This is a genomic window from Kitasatospora sp. YST-16 (genome assembly GCF_026802215.1).
In the GTDB taxonomy this organism is placed as follows: Bacteria; Actinomycetota; Actinomycetes; order Streptomycetales; family Streptomycetaceae; genus Kitasatospora; species Kitasatospora cineracea.
The window spans coordinates 3506439-3521477 of the sequence record NZ_CP113837.1 but is presented as its reverse complement, the minus strand read 5'-3'; the positions used below and the strand labels follow the sequence as shown (position 1 = coordinate 3521477).

Annotated in this window: 9 protein-coding genes; 3 read left to right on the top strand and 6 right to left on the bottom strand. The window is 72.2% G+C overall.

Annotation, left to right across the window (positions count from 1 at the left end; translation table 11 throughout):
* Window positions 1–218: 218 nt before the first annotated feature.
* Together murJ and OU787_RS16070 are read right to left on the bottom strand one after the other, a co-directional pair.
* The gene (murJ, locus tag OU787_RS16075) at window positions 219–2651 is read right to left on the bottom strand and encodes a murein biosynthesis integral membrane protein MurJ (protein ID WP_268659743.1); all 2433 of its coding nucleotides are present in this window, start codon (window positions 2649–2651) and stop codon (window positions 219–221) included.
* Between the two features lie 51 nt (window positions 2652–2702).
* Window positions 2703–5066, bottom strand: a complete 2364-nt coding sequence (locus OU787_RS16070) for a DUF6049 family protein (protein ID WP_268659742.1) — start codon at window positions 5064–5066, stop codon at window positions 2703–2705.
* A 263-nt stretch (window positions 5067–5329) separates the two neighbouring features.
* On the opposite strand from OU787_RS16070, the gene OU787_RS16065 reads away from it, so the two are divergent.
* Window positions 5330–6766: a CCA tRNA nucleotidyltransferase gene (locus OU787_RS16065; protein WP_380370961.1), complete on the top strand. Its 1437-nt coding sequence runs from the start codon at window positions 5330–5332 to the stop codon at window positions 6764–6766.
* 6 nt (window positions 6767–6772) lie between these two features.
* On the opposite strand, the gene OU787_RS16060 is transcribed toward OU787_RS16065, so the two are convergent.
* Window positions 6773–7483 carry an LppU/SCO3897 family protein gene (locus OU787_RS16060; RefSeq protein ID WP_268659741.1) on the bottom strand — a complete coding sequence of 237 codons (711 nt, stop codon included), beginning with the start codon at window positions 7481–7483 and terminating at the stop codon, window positions 6773–6775.
* 66 nt (window positions 7484–7549) lie between these two features.
* Entirely contained in the window at window positions 7550–8842 is a 1293-nt protein-coding gene (locus OU787_RS16055; protein WP_232794784.1) for an MFS transporter, read from the bottom strand.
* 163 nt (window positions 8843–9005) lie between these two features.
* Here OU787_RS16055 and OU787_RS16050 point away from each other — a divergent pair, with 163 nt between their 5' ends.
* Window positions 9006–9776, top strand: coding sequence for a peptidoglycan-binding domain-containing protein (locus OU787_RS16050; RefSeq protein ID WP_051816447.1), 771 nt, complete (start codon window positions 9006–9008; stop codon window positions 9774–9776).
* Between the two features lie 301 nt (window positions 9777–10077).
* Here the strand turns inward: OU787_RS16050 and OU787_RS16045 are convergent, their stop codons facing one another.
* Window positions 10078–11160, bottom strand: a complete 1083-nt coding sequence (locus tag OU787_RS16045; RefSeq protein WP_014136999.1) for an inositol-3-phosphate synthase — start codon at window positions 11158–11160, stop codon at window positions 10078–10080.
* Between the two features lie 145 nt (window positions 11161–11305).
* On the bottom strand, window positions 11306–11968 hold the full coding sequence (locus OU787_RS16040; RefSeq protein ID WP_268659740.1) for a PadR family transcriptional regulator: 663 nt from the start codon (window positions 11966–11968) through the stop codon (window positions 11306–11308).
* A gap of 533 nt (window positions 11969–12501) precedes the next feature.
* Between OU787_RS16040 and OU787_RS16035 the strand changes: the two genes are divergently transcribed.
* Window positions 12502–15003, top strand: coding sequence for a transglycosylase domain-containing protein (locus OU787_RS16035; protein ID WP_268659739.1), 2502 nt, complete (start codon window positions 12502–12504; stop codon window positions 15001–15003).
* Window positions 15004–15039 lie beyond the last annotated feature (36 nt).

Below are 15039 nucleotides of genomic sequence, written 5' to 3'. Positions count from 1 at the left end.
TCGGCCGTGCAGGGTCAATTGTGCCCACTACCGGACGTCAGGTACGACCTCTGAGAGTGGCGGGAGGTTGCCCGATTGCCCACTTCCGGTGGAACAGCAGACGAATGGGCCGGAATCGGGGGTGTGCCCCGACTCCGGCCCAGGGAAAGCGTACTGAGGATCCGGCGGTTCGTTCTCGTCCGGGTTGACGGCACGTCAACCCGGGGCCCGCGGGCGGTTCAGCGGCCGAGCCGCCTGCGGACCATTCCGGTGAGCGCGCTCAGCTCCTCGATCCGCATCTTCCGGGCCAGCACCAGGAAGACCGCGAGCTGCGCGCCGGCCGCGACCAGCAGGGTCAGCACGCTGCCGATCCAGCCGTCCAGCACCTGCAGGGCCAGCAGCTCCAGGACCAGGCCGACGGCTGCGGCGGGCAGCGAGGCGATCGCCAGCCGGACGTAGGTCTTGGTGATCCGGGCGGTGTCCAGGCCGCCGATCTTCGCCTTCAGCTTCGGCACCGCGACGGACACGCCGACCGCGTAGGCCAGGCCGTAGCCCAGCGCCATGCCGGTGACCGCCCACTGTGCGGGCAGCACCAGCCAGCACAGCACCGCGGTGGCGGCCTGGGTGAGCGCCACCCAGACGGTGTTGGAGAACGGCGTGCGGGTGTCCTCGTAGGCGTAGAAGCCGCGCAGCAGCACGTACTGCACCGAGTACGGGATCAGGCCGAGGGCGAACGCGGAGAGCATGTAGCCGACCGCGGTGGTGCCGTGGGCGACCGCGCCGCCGTTGCCCAGGCCGTAGATCGAGGAGCCGATCACCGGGCCCAGCGACAGGAACAGGAACGCGGCCGGGACGATCGCCACCGCCGAGGTGCGCAGGCCGTACGAGAGGTCGTCGCGGACGGCGCCGGAGTCCTGGTCGGCGGCGGCCCGGGAGAGCCGGGGGAGCACCGCGCTCATCACCGAGACGGTGACCACGGCCATCGGCAGCTGCCAGATCAGCAGCGCGTTGGAGTACGCGGCCAGGCCGACGCCGAGGTGGCCGTCCTGCTCGGCGGCCTTGCCGGAGGCGGTGGCGAGCTGGGTGACCACCAGGAAGCCCGCCTGGTTGGCCAGCACGAACAGGAAGGTCCACTTGGCGAGCCGGGCGGCCTTGCCCAGACCGTGGCCGCGCCAGTCGAACCGGGGCCGGAACGAGAAGCCCGCCGCCCGCAGGTACGGGATCATCGACAGCGCCTGCACCGCCAGGCCCAGCATGGTGCCGATGCCGAGCAGCCGGACGCCCTCGGGGGAGATCGACTGCGGGGTGACCTCGCTGTGCTGGAAGGTGCCGTACACCGCGATGTACATCACGAAGGTGAAGATCACCACGACGTTGTTCAGGACCGGCGTCCACATCATCGCGCCGAACCGGCCGCGCGCGTTGAGGATCTGGCCCATCACCACGTGCACGCCCATGAAGAAGATGGTCGGCAGGCAGTACCGGGCCAGCGCCACCGTGGTGTCGGCGCTCGCCGCGTCGCGCATCAGCGCGTGCGAGATCAGCTGCACCAGCACCGGCGCGGCCAGCACCGCCACGAACACCACGCCCGCCAGGCCGGTCACCACCAGGGTGAGCAGCCGGTTCGCGTAGGCGGTGCCGCCGTCCTCGTCGTTCTTCATGCTGCGCACCAGCTGCGGCACGAACACCGCGTTCAGCGCGCCGCCGCCGATCAGGATGTACAGCAGGGTGGGCAGGGTGTTGGCGGCGTTGTACGAGTCGCCCATCGAGGCCACGCCGATCGCGGCGGCGATCACCATGGTGCGCAGGAAGCCGGTGCCCCGGGAGACCAGGGTGCCGGCGGCCATCACGGCGCTGGAGTTCAGCAGCCCGGCGACCCGGCCCGCCCCGCCGTCCGAACCGCCGCGGTCGGGCCCGGTCCCGGACTCGGTTCCGGACTCGGTCTCGGTGTCCACCGCGGCGGCGGTCGCGGCCGGGGCGGCGGCGGCCGCGTTCGCCTCCAGCACGGCCGCGTCGGCCCGCATCACCGCCTCCTCCTCGGAGAGCGGCGGGTCGAACTCGATCGGCGGCACGTACGGGTGCGGGCCCGCCGCCTCGGGGCGCTCGTCCCCGTCCTCGCCCGTGTCCGCCTCGGCCTCCGCGTCCGCGGGCTTCGACAGCAGCGAGTCCACCCCGACGTAGGCGTCGGCCGGTTCGGCGGCGGGCGTGACCTTCCAACGTTCGCCGGAGGGCTTCCCGCCGGTGTCCGCCGGCGCGCTCCGCACCGCCGTGTCCTGCGCCGTGTCCTGCGCGGGCGCCTCGGCGGCGGGGGCCTCCACGGCAGGGGCCTCGGCGGCCGCCTCCGCCGCGACCTCGGCGGCGATCGACGCCCAGCGCGGGGCGGGGGCGGTCAGCTGCAGGGCGGCCTCGGGTCCGTGGTCGTTCTGGCCGGGGACCGCGGCCGAGCCCTCCGGGGTGTCGGTCTCGTCGGGCCCGGCGCCCGGCAGGTCGATCGCGCCGTACGGGTCCGCGCTCCCGAACGCCTCGGGCGCGTACGGGTCGTGGGCGTAGGTGTTGGCGACGTACCAGTCGGCGGCCGGCTCCGCGGGGGCGGCGGATCGGGGACCGCCCGCGCGGTCCTGGGGTCGGCCTCCGCCCTGGTCCTGGGTTGCTCGCTCGCTCCGCTCGTTCATGCCACCAATCCACGTCAGAGAGGGGGATGGGCGCCCGGGGGGTGGGGCGGCCTAGTGGTTCACCTTCTCATCACCGGCCATCCGATCGGTGTCACCCGGGGCGGAGGAGGGGTCCGCGTCGGACGGCGGCTCGGTGCCCTCCGGCGCGCCCGCGGGGCCGTCGGAGGGGCCGTCGGCGGGGCGGTCCGGGTCCTCGTCGACCTCGCCGGCCGCCCGGCGCTTCTTGCGCTGGAGGTAGAACCGCACGCCGGCGAGGACCATCAGCACGGTGCCGCCGGCGATCACGTACGTCACGCCGCTGGCCACCGAGGTGACGTCGACGGTGAACACGACCGCCTCGCCGTAGGGCCGGGCGTCCGGGCCGGTGGTCCACAGCTGCGCGGTGACCTGGACCGGGCCGTTGACCTGCGCCTCGGCCGGGAAGCGGAAGGTGCGGCTGGTGCCGGCGTCCATCACCACGGGCTGGATCGGGTAGTCGACCCGCAGCCGGTTCGGCTGGGCCGAGGTGATCTTCAGCTCCAGGTTGCCGACCGACTGGGTCAGCCCGTTGCGCACGCTGACCAGCAGCGTCGCGTTGTCGCCGGGCAGGGTCACCACGGTCTTCTTCGGCACCCGGACCGCGGACTTGAGGTTGTCCAGGTAGGTGCGCACCCCGCGCCGGTACTCGGTGCCGGTCTTCGGCTGCTCGCGCCACTCGGTGGACATCGCGCGCACCATCGCGGCGCTGAACGGGCCGCGCACCCGCTCCGGCTCGGTGAGGACCATCATCAGCTGGTCCACGCCGTCCTGGAGCTGCATGGTGGCCGCCAGCTCCTCGGCGGACAGCTCGTCGGCGGTCGCCTCGCGCGGGTACCCCTCCGGGACGGACGCGTTCGCGGCCGGGTCGGGCTTCTGCTCGGCGACCTTCCGCAGCACCGTCGGCGCCACCCAGCCGCTGCCGGCCGCGCCCTTCACCGCGTCGTGCAGCGCCTGCGCGCTGCCGACGCTCAGCGTGCGGGGCGGCAGCACCAGCAGGCCGCGCGGGTGCTCCGGCTCCTGGTGGGCGATGGTCAGGGTCTCGCCGAGGAAGTGCTGCACCGCCAGGGTGCGGGCGCCCGCCGAGTTCAGGTCGGGCCGGAACAGCGAGGCCAGCACGGAGTCGGAGACCACCGCGGTCTGCCCGTTGCCGATCGAGCGGGCCGCGTTCGGGGTGTAGTACAGCTTGTCGGACTCCGGCATCGACCGGCCGTCGACCAGCAGGATCCGCCCGCCCGCCGCACCCGCCACCGCCGCGGTGCGCTGGTCCAGCAGCCCCTGGTACGGCCAGGCGACGTCCGACTCGGCGTCCACCGACAGCCGGGCCTCGGTGGTGATCTGACCGGCCGTCACCGCCTTGCGCAGCGCGGTGTCCATGCCGGTCAGCCCCGCGCCGTTGTGCGCGATCGACGCCAGGTCCGGGTCCGCGTACGGCAGCGACAGCACCTCGGTGCCCGGCTTGGCCAGCGCCGTGCGCAGCTTCGCCAGCCAGGCCGTCGCCACGTCCCGGCCGGTGCCGGGGACGGTGTTCTCCTCGCCGGCGGACTCACCGGAGGTGCCCGGCTTCTGCACCCGGTACGGCTTGGTCATCGCGTACACGGTGTCCAGCAGGTTCGGGTCGATCGCCCAGGTCAGTCCGGGCAGGTCGGCGCCGAGCTCGACCATCCGGTTCAGCCGGCCGTCGCCGGTCAGTTCGGCGGTCAGGCTGTCGTCGCGCAGCACCGGCGTCTGGTCGGCGTCCGCCATGGTCTGGGCGACCAGCACCGGCGCGTGGGTGAGCGGCCAGACCACGGCCAGCTGCGAGGGCTGGGCGGTCTCCCGGCCCTGGTACGGCAGGAAGGTCCGGGCGATGCCCAGCGGGTGGGCCTTCTCGTCGCCGGTGCTGCTCCAGACGTCCACCGCGAGCTCGTAGGTGCCGGTCTCGTCGACCTTCAGCGCGGAGACCGGGACCGCCAGGGAGAAGGGCTCGCTCTGCCCCGGGTCCAGGTCCTGGAGCCGCTGGGCCGGGCTGTCCAGCGAGAGGCCGTCCAGGGAACTCGGGGTGGTCCGGGACTCCGCCATCTCGATCTCGCTGCGGGTCTTCATCGGCCGGGCCTGCGGCTGGCGGACCTTCATGGTCGGCGACTTGAACCTCGCCGAGCCGGAGTTGGTGATCGTGCCGGTGACGGTGACGGTGCTGTTCTCGGAGGCCACCTGCTGGGACAGGGCGTCGATCCGCACCGTCGCCGGGTACTCGGCCGCCGCGGCCGGCAGCAGGCCCGGGACCGCCGCCGCCGGGGCGGCGCCGAGCGCACCGGCCAGCCCGCCCGCCAGCAGCGCGGCGGTGCCCCTGGCCAGCCGGCCCGTCCACCGTCCGCGACGCGCCGCCACTGCCGCGTTCCGCCCGGTCCGCTCGTCCACGCGCGTCCTCGCCGTTCCCGATCGTCTCGATCACTCCACGCACCGCCGCGGCCGACCCGGCCGGGCGGTCCCCCACCGGGAGCGTCCACCCGGCATGGTAACGACGCCGTCCGGTCCGCAGTGCTGCGGCCCGGGAGCTGCCGGACGGACCGGGGGAGCGAAACGGGAGGGCGGCGGAGCAGGCCGGGCACGTACCCTTGTGAGCCGTGTCCACTGCCAATGCGTCCAGCGCCAATCATTCCAGCTCCGCCGACCGGGTCGCCCTGCCGGGGCTGACCGAGGCGCAGACCCTCGGCCTGCAGGAGCTGCTGCGGGTATCCCCGGTCGCCGACGAGATCGCCCGCCGCTTCCAGGAGGCCGGCCACCGGCTGTCGCTGGTCGGCGGGTCGGTCCGGGACGCCCTGCTCGGCCGGCTCGGCAACGACCTCGACTTCACCACCGATGCCCGCCCGCAGCAGATCCTCAAGCTGGTCAAGGGCTGGGCCGACGCGGTCTGGGACGTGGGCATCGCGTTCGGCACCGTCGGCGCCCGCAAGGACACGGCCGAGGGCTCGTTCCTGATCGAGATCACCACCTACCGCAGCGAGGCGTACGACCGCAGCTCGCGCAAGCCCGAGGTCAGCTACGGCGACTCGATCGAGCAGGACCTGGTGCGCCGCGACTTCACCGTCAACGCGATGGCCGTCGACCTGCCCGGCCGGCAGTTCGTCGACCCGCACCGCGGCCTGGACGACCTGGAGGCCCGGGTGCTGCGCACCCCCGCCACCCCCGAGGAGTCCTTCTCCGACGACCCGCTGCGGATGATGCGCGCCGCCCGGTTCGCCGCCCAGCTGGACTTCGAACCGGCGCCCGAGGTGGTCGCCGCGATGACCGCGATGGCCGAGCGGATCACCATCGTCTCCGCCGAGCGCGTCCAGGCCGAGCTGAACAAGCTGCTGCTCGCCGAGCACCCGGTCAAGGGCCTGCGCCTGCTGGTCGACACCGGCCTGGCCGACCACGTGCTGCCCGAACTCCCGGCGCTGCGCCTGGAGAGCGACGAGCACCACCGGCACAAGGACGTCTACGAGCACTCGCTGACCGTCCTGGAGCAGGCGATCGCGCTGGAGACCGAGGGCCCCGACCTGGTGCTGCGGCTGGCCGCGCTGCTGCACGACATCGGCAAGCCGCGCACCCGCCGCTTCGAGTCCGACGGCCGGGTCTCGTTCCACCACCACGAGGTGGTCGGCGCCAAGATGACCCGCAAGCGGATGCGCGAGCTCAAGTACTCCAACGAGCTGGTCAACGAGGTCGCCAAGCTGGTCGAGCTGCACCTGCGCTTCCACGGCTACGGCGGCGGCGAGTGGACCGACTCCGCGGTGCGCCGCTACGTCACCGACGCCGGCCCGCTGCTGTCCCGGCTGCACAAGCTGACCCGCTCCGACTGCACCACCCGCAACAAGCGCAAGGCCGCCGCGCTGGCCCGCACCTACGACTCGCTGGAGGAGCGGATCACCGCGCTCCAGGCGCAGGAGGAGCTGGACGCGATCCGCCCCGCGCTGGACGGCAACGAGATCATGGAGCTGCTCGGCCTGCGCCCCGGCCCCGCGGTCGGCCGGGCCTACAAGCACCTGCTCGAACTGCGGCTGGAGCACGGCCCGATGGCGCACGAGGAGGCGGTGGCCGCGCTGCGTGCCTGGTGGGCGGAGCAGCCGGAGGCGTAGCCGGGCTCAGTGCTTGGTGGTGTCGACCGTGCCGGGGGCGGCGTTCAGCGGGCTCAGGCAGAGCCGGTACCGGGTGGTCTTCTTCTTCGACCGGTACTGGCTGTCGTAGGAGGTCGTCCCCGGGTGGTCCCGGCCGCAGTTGAGCGAGGAGAGGATGCCGCCGGTCTTGCGGTACTGCACCCGCCAGTGGGCGTCCGCGGCGGTGCAGGACACCTTCTTGTGCCCGGTGGTCAGGCAGTCCCCGGCGACCGGCCCCTTGTCGCCGGCGCCGAACGCCGCGGCGAGCACCAGGAGGCCGCCGACCACCATGCCGAGCAGCACCACGCCGAGCGCCACCCGGCGGACCTTGGTGCCGGTGGTGACCGGCCCGGCGGGCTTGGCCGGGGCCCGCTGCGGCTCCTGCCCCCAGGCGGGCAACTGCCCGTCCCCGGCGGGCGGTTGGCCGTAGGCCGGAGGCTGCTGGCCCCAACCGGGCTGCTGGCCGTACGACGGCTGGGGCTGGGGCTGGCCGTACGCGGGCTGCGGCTGGGCGTACCCGGAAGCGGGCGGCTGTCCGTATGCGGGGGCGGGCGGCTGCCCGTGGGTCGGGGGCTGGCCGTACGCGGGCTGCGGTTGGCCGTAGCCGGACGGGCCGCCGTACGGCGGTGGCGGCTGCTGGCCCGGCTGGGCGTACGGGGCCGGTTGCCCGTAGGGCCCTGGCGGCTGCGGTGTGCTCATATGATCCCCCCGTGGCGGCTGTGGCGGTTGCCGTGCGCCCACGTACCCTAGCGGCCGATCCCCCCGTCAGGGGCGGCGGGAGGCGCGGAAGTAGAGCAGCGCCCCGAGCGCGTACAGCACCGCCAGGCCCAGCATCACCGCCGCCGAACGGCCGTCCAGCGGCAGGACCAGCGCGGTGGCGCCGGCCGCGGCGACGAACGCCACGTTCACCAGGACGTCGTAGATGGCGAACACCCGGCCGCGGTACTCGTCCTCCACCGACTTCTGCACCAGGGTGTCGGCGCAGATCTTGGTGCTCTGGGTGGTCAGGCCGAGCAGCAGCGCCGCGGCCATCGCCGGGGCCTCCCGGAAGGTCAGGCCGAGCGCCGGGACGAGCACCGCGGAACCGGCCAGACAGGTCGTCACCCAGCCGTTCAGGCCGAGCTTCCGGGTGCACCACGGGCTGATCACCGCGGCCAGGAACATGCCCGCCGCCGACATCGCCACCGCCCAGCCCAGGCTGGCCAGGCCGCCGGTCTCGTCCGAGGCGCTGTTGAAGGTGTACCGGGAGAGCATCAGCACCACGACGGTCAGCACGCCGAAGCAGAACTTGGTCAGCGTCGCCGCGGCCAGCGCGCGCACCGCCGGGCGGCAGTCCCGCACCAGGTGCCGCAGGCCGGCCAGCAGGTCGTACCAGGTGGCGGTCAGCGCCTCGCGCAGCGGGGGGAGCCCGTCCAACTGGTCCGGGCCCAGGCGGTCGACCGGGATCCGCTGGGCGGCCAGGGCGGCGGACAGGTACAGCAGCGCGGACAGCGTGACCATCAGCGCGTCCGCGCGCGGGCCGGCCGGCACCACCAGGTGCACCAGGAAACCGGCGCCCGCGCCGCCGGCCGCCGCGACCGCGCCCAGGGTCGGCGACACCGCGTTGGCGGTGACCAGTTCGGCGGGGGCCACCACCCGGGGCAGCGAGGCCGAGAGGCCCGCCAGGATGAAGCGGTTGACCGCCGTCACCACCAGCGCCGCCGAGATGAACACCCACTTCGGCGCCTCACCCAGCAGCAGCGCGGCCGTCGCCAGACCGAGCCCGGCCCGGAGCAGATTGCCCATCAGTAGCACCTGCCGGCGCCGCCAGCGGTCCAGCAGCACCCCGGCGAACGGGCCGACCACCGAGAACGGCAGCAGCGTCGCCGCCGCGATCGCGGCGATGTCGGCGGGGGAGGACTGCTTCTCCGGGGAGAAGACCACCGAGGCGGCCAGCGAGGCCTGGAACGCCCCGTCCGACAGTTGGGAGAGCAGTCGGACCGTCAGCAGCTGCCGAAAACCTCGGCCGCGCAACAGCCCGAGCAGGGGGGCCTCCCGCGGGGGCCGTTCGGTGATCACCCGCCAAGGGTGCCACGAGGCCGGTCGGTTCCACGTGAAACATCCGGCAACATCCGGCGACCGGACGCCCCCCGCGTGCTCCCGCACCACCGATGACCTCCCGGCCGCAGGCTCGTTGAGCACCCAGGGAGGGAAGAACCACCTCGGACAACGGGAGGCTCCCATGCGGGACGAGTTCACCGCCCTACTGCTCGGCCAGGTCGGCCAGCACGAAGGCCGAGACCCCGACGGCACCTGGAACAACCGACAGCGCTACAGCACCGAGACCCCCGGCCTGGAGTGGTCCGACGGCCAGCCCTGGTGCGCCACCTTCGAAGCCTGGGCCGCCCACCGGGCCGGCATGGACGCGCTCTGGCCGATGACGGCGTCCTGCCTCACGGCCGTCGCCTGGTGGCGCAACCACAACCGCTGGACCGACTACCCGGTCCTCGGCGGCCCCTTCTACCTCGGCCCCGACGGCGGCAGCCACACCGGCGTCGTCTACGCCTACGACGCCGACACCATCCAGACCGTGGAGGGCAACACCAACGACACCGGCTCCACCGAGGGCGACGGCGTCTACCTCAAGTCCCGTCCGCGGCGCGGCCCCGGCTCGCCGTACGGCTACGGGGTCCCGGCCTTCCCGGAGGGGACGGTCTCCGCCGACCCCGCGCTCGGCGGCATCCCGGCGGCCCGCACCTCGGCGCAGGCCACCACCCCGTCCTCCGGGGCGCCCCGCTGGCCCGGCCGGTACCTGAAGGTGCAGTCGCCGATGCTGCACGGGGACGACGTCCTGATGTGGCAGCGGCGGATGGCCGCCCGCGGCTGGTCGATCAGCGCGGACGGCTGGTACGGCCCGGCCTCCGCCCAGGTCTGCCGCGCCTTCCAGCAGCGCCACGGCCTCGGCGTGGACGGCATCGTCGGCCCGGTCACCTGGAACGCGGCCTGGTCCTGACCGGACGCGAACGCCGGAGGGCCGCCCTGCACGAAACGGGACGGCCCTCCGACGTCGAAACTCAGCTCGGCGCTTCAGCACCGACAGCGAGCAGGCTTCGCTGCGCTCAGCGCTCAGCACCCACAGCGAGCAGGCTTCGCTGCGCTCAGCGCTCAGCACCCACAGCGAGCAGGCTTCGCTGCGCTCAGCGCTCAGCACCCACAGCGAGCAGGCTTCGCTGCGCTCAGCGCTCAGCACCCACAGCGAGCAGGCTTCGCTGCGCTCAGCGCTCAGCACCCACAGCGAGCAGGCTTCGCTGCGCTCAGCGCTCGACCTCGCCGCGGATGAACTTCTCGACGTTCTCCTTGGCCTCGTCGTCGAAGTACTGCACCGGCGGGGACTTCATGAAGTACGAGGACGCGGAGAGGATCGGGCCGCCGATGCCGCGGTCCTTGGCGATCTTCGCGGCGCGCACGGCGTCGATGATGACACCGGCCGAGTTCGGGGAGTCCCAGACCTCGAGCTTGTACTCGAGGTTCAGCGGGACGTCGCCGAACGCGCGGCCCTCGAGGCGGACGTACGCCCACTTGCGGTCGTCGAGCCACGCGACGTAGTCGGACGGGCCGATGTGGACGTTCTTGGCGCCCAGCTCGCGGTCGCGGATCTGCGAGGTGACGGCCTGGGTCTTGGAGATCTTCTTGGACTCCAGGCGCTCGCGCTCGAGCATGTTCTTGAAGTCCATGTTGCCGCCGACGTTCAGCTGCATGGTGCGCTCGAGGATGACACCGCGGTCCTCGAAGAGCTTCGCCATCACGCGGTGCGTGATGGTGGCGCCGACCTGCGACTTGATGTCGTCGCCGACGATCGGGACACCGGCCTCGGTGAACTTGTCGGCCCACTCCTTGGTGCCGGCGATGAACACCGGGAGGGCGTTCACGAAGGCGACCTTGGCGTCGATGGCGCACTGGGCGTAGAACTTGGCGGCGGCCTCGGAGCCGACCGGCAGGTAGCAGACCAGGACATCGACCTGGCGGTCCTTCAGGACCTGGACGACGTCGGCCGGGGCCTCGTCGGACTCCTCGATGGTCTCGCGGTAGTACTTGCCGAGGCCGTCGAGGGTGTGGCCGCGCTGCACGGTGACGCCGGTCGGCGGCACGTCGCAGATCTTGATGGTGTTGTTCTCGCTGTTGCCGATGGCGTCGGCCAGGTCGAAGCCGACCTTCTTGGCGTCCACGTCGAAGGCGGCGACGAACTCGACGTCCTTCACGTGGTAGTCGCCGAACTGGACGTGCATCAGGCCGGGGACCTTACCGGCCGGGTCGGCGTCCTTGTAGTACTCGACACCCTGCACCAGCGAGGCGGCGCAGTTGCCCACGCCGACGATGGCTACGCGAACCGAACCCATTCCGGTTGCTCCCTGAATCTCATGAGGCCCGCCGTGCTGTGGCGGGAGCCTCGTTCCACATCTGTTCTGACTGTCTGTTCGGGCGCACGGGGCGCCCACGCCTCGCCGCGGGCGGCGGGGCCGGCGCGGTGGTGCAGCGCTCCGGTCAGGAGCGCCCCGGGCGGTCGTACGGTGGCCCGGGCGGGTCGGAGGACCCGTCGGCCGGGCCACGGCCGTCCGAAGTGTGCGGGGACGCGGCGCTGCGTCCGGTTCTGGTGGCGCGCTCGGTCTCGATCAGCTCGTTGAGCCAGCGGACCTCGCGCTCCACCGACTCCAGGCCGTGGCGCTGGAGTTCGAGGGTGTAGTCGTCGAAGCGCTCGCGGGTGCGGGCGATGGAGCTGCGCATCCGCTCCAGCCGCTCCTCCAGCCGGCTGCGGCGGCCTTCCAGCACGCGCATCCGGACCGCCCGGTCGGTCTGGCCGAAGAACGCGAAGCGGACACCGAAGTGCTCGTCCTCCCAGGCCTCCGGCCCGGAGTCGGCGAGCAGCTCCTCGAAGCGCTGCTTGCCCTCGGGGGAGAGCCGGTAGGTGATTTTCGACCGCTTGCCGTTCAGAGCGGTGGCCGGCACGTACTCGACGTCCGGGTTGTCCTCCACCAGGAAACCCTGGGCGACCAGGCTCTTCAGGCAGGGGTAGAGCGTTCCGTACGAGAAGGCCCGGAACGAGCCCAGCAGGACGTTGAGCCGCTTGCGCAGCTCGTACCCGTGCATGGGCGCGTCGTGGAGCAGGCCGAGGACGGCGAATTCGAGGACGCCGGAGCGTCGGCTCATACCGCCTTCCTCCTTCCGTGAGGGTTCCTGCTCGCCGGATGCGGGCCCCAGTCCGGCAGTGTATGCCGAACCGATGTGTCGCGCCGATGTATCGGCTCGATATATCGGCAACAGTAACCCTGGGTCACGGCAGGAGCAAGGGGGGCACGCGTAACTGGAATCACAAGGCCCCTGGGCAACGGGCGTGTAATGAATCCCGGTCGGTTCGTCCTGGTTGGCTTCCAATGCCCGATTAGGCGGCTTTCGAGGAGCCGTACTCTTTCGCCTGTGCACCCTGACCGAGGAGCTGCGGAGAGATGAGCGAACACCGGCGCAGGTCGGCCAACCCCGGAGGCGAGCAGCAGCCACCGCGGAGGCCCGACCCGGAACGGCCGTACGCGTACGGGAACCCGGTCGAGGGCGCACCCGAGTACGGTTCCGGTGCTCCGGGTCGGGCTTCCGGGCCCGGCCGGGCCGCGACCCCGAGCCGCGCCGCCACGCCCAGCCGCTCCGGCGGTCCCGGGCGCGCCGGTGCTCCGGGAGGTCCCGGTCAGGTGCCCGGCCAGGGCGGCCGGCGGGCCGCCCGGGAGACCGCCGAGCAGCCCCGGCTGACCCGGGCGGAGATGCGCAAGCAGTCCCGCAAGGGCGGCGGCGGCAGCGCGGGCGGGCCGCCGAGCGGCCGCGGCACCGGGCAGGGCGGCCGCCCGGGCAAGAAGCGGATGATCGACTATCCGCGGTTCGGCAAGTCCGGCTTCCGGCGCTGGATGCCGTCCTGGAAGCAGGTGCTGAGCCTGTTCCTGATCTTCTTCGGCGGCAGCGTGGCCGCCGTCGGCGCCGCGTACGCGATGGTCCAGGTGCCGGACGAGAAGACCCCGCTGCAGATCCAGAGCAACGTCTTCTACTGGGCCGACGGCACCGAGATGGCCCGCACCGGCAACGAGAACCAGCAGCTGGTGGAGCTCTCGCAGATCAGCCGCCCGGCGCAGGACGCGGTCATCGCGGCGGAGAACGACACCTTCCGCACCGACTCCGGCATCGACCCGAAGGGCATCGCCCGCGCCGTCTACAAGATGGCCACCGGCGGCGAGACCCAGGGCGGTTCCACCATCACCCAGCAGTACGTCAAGAACGTCTACCTGTCGCAGGACCAGACGCTTTCCCGCAAGGCCAAGGAATTCTTCATCACCCTGAAGGTCAACGGTGAGAAGACCAAGGACCAGATCCTCACCGGCTACCTGAACACCAGCTGGTTCGGCCGCGGCGCCACCGGCATCCAGGCCGCCGCGCAGGCCTACTACGGCGTGGACGCCAGCAAGATCGACGTCTGCCAGGGCGCCATGCTGGCCGGTCTGCTCAAGGGCGCGGGCCTCTTCGACCCGAGCCTGGGCCCGGCCAACCACGAGCGCATGGTGGGCCGTTGGAACTGGATCCTGGACCGGATGGTCACCACCAAGGTGCTGTCCGCCGACGAGCGGGCCAAGTGCAAGGACTTCCCCGAGCCGATCGACGCGAAGACCGCCACCAAGACCACCGGTGAGATCTCGTACCTGGTCGAGACCGCCAAGCAGTACGTGACGAACAAGGAACCGAGCATCACCACGGCGGCCCTGGACCGCGGCGGCTACCAGATCCACACCACCTTCCAGAAGGACAAGGTCGACGCGCTGAAGAAAGCCGTCGACGACTTCGAGGCGGCGACGCTGAAACCGGACAGCCGTGAGGAGGACAAGTTCGTCCAGGTCGGCGCGGCTTCGGTGGTGCCCAACGACGGGGCGATCGTGGCCATCTACGGTGGTCCGGGTTTCGAGAACAACCACTACACCAACAACGCCGACGCCAAGGGCGTCCCGGTCGGCTCGACCTTCAAGCCCTTCGTACTGGCCACCGCGATGCAGGAGGGCGTCCTCACCAAGAACGGCCCGGACGGCAAGCCGGCCCAGATCAACCCGGACTCCCGTTACCTGGCCGACGACATGGCGCAGATCTACCGTGCCGACGGCAGCAAGGCGATCGGCGACGACGGCCAGCCCTACCACCAGCGCAACAGCGACCCCGGGAAGAAGGGGTACGTGACGCTGCGGACGGCCATGCAGTGGTCTTACAACGTGCCGTTCGTGCAGCTCGGCCAGGACGCCGGCGGTGACAAGGTCCGGGCGATGGCGGAGAAGTTCGGCCTGCACGACGACACCCTGGCGGCGGCCAACACGCTGACCCTTCCACTGGGCACCTCGACACCGAGCGCGATCCGGATGGCCGCGGCCTACTCGGTGTTCGCGGCGCACGGCCAGCAGACCGATCCGTACTCGGTGACCGCGGTGCAGTTCCGCGGCAAGGCCCTGCCGAACTTCGACAAGCCGACGCCGAAGACGGTGATCGAGCCGGCGGTCGCGGACAACATCACCGACGTACTGCAGAACGTGGCGAAGAACGGAACCGGCAGCAAAACGGCGGCGCTGGGTTTCCCGGTGGCAGGCAAGACCGGTACCACCGACGACAGCACGTCGGCTTGGTGGATCGGCTACACGCCAAGCTTGGCCACCTCGGTCAGCATGTGGCGGGAGGAACCGGGCAAGGCCAAGCTGCTCGACCTCAAAGGCACCGGTGGCAAGAACGAGGTCCACGGTGGTGACTATCCGACCGACATCTTCACCCGCTACATGAAGATCATCGGCCCGGGCAACCCGAAGAACTTCACCGCACCGACCCCTTGGGGCCAGGAGGTCGACTCCTCCGGCGCCCCGTCCACCGCCTCGGCCTCGCCCTCGACCTCGGCCTCCGCCACCGTGGAAGCCTCCCCGACGGCCGAGACGCCGACCCAGACGCCGGACCCGTCGCCCACCGAGTCCCAGCGTCCGACCGGCCGTCCGACCGGCCGCCCGTCCTCCAGCCCGTCCTCCAGCCCGTCCTGCCTGCTCGGCCTGTGCCCCAGTTCCAGCCCGAGCGGCGGGGCGGCCGGCGGCACCGGAACGGGCGGCAACGGCACCGGCGGCAACGGCGGCACCGGCACCACCACCGGGACCACCACCGGCAAGACCGGCGGCACCACCACCGGCTAGCGGCCGCCGGATCCCGGGGCAAACACCGCAGAGGGG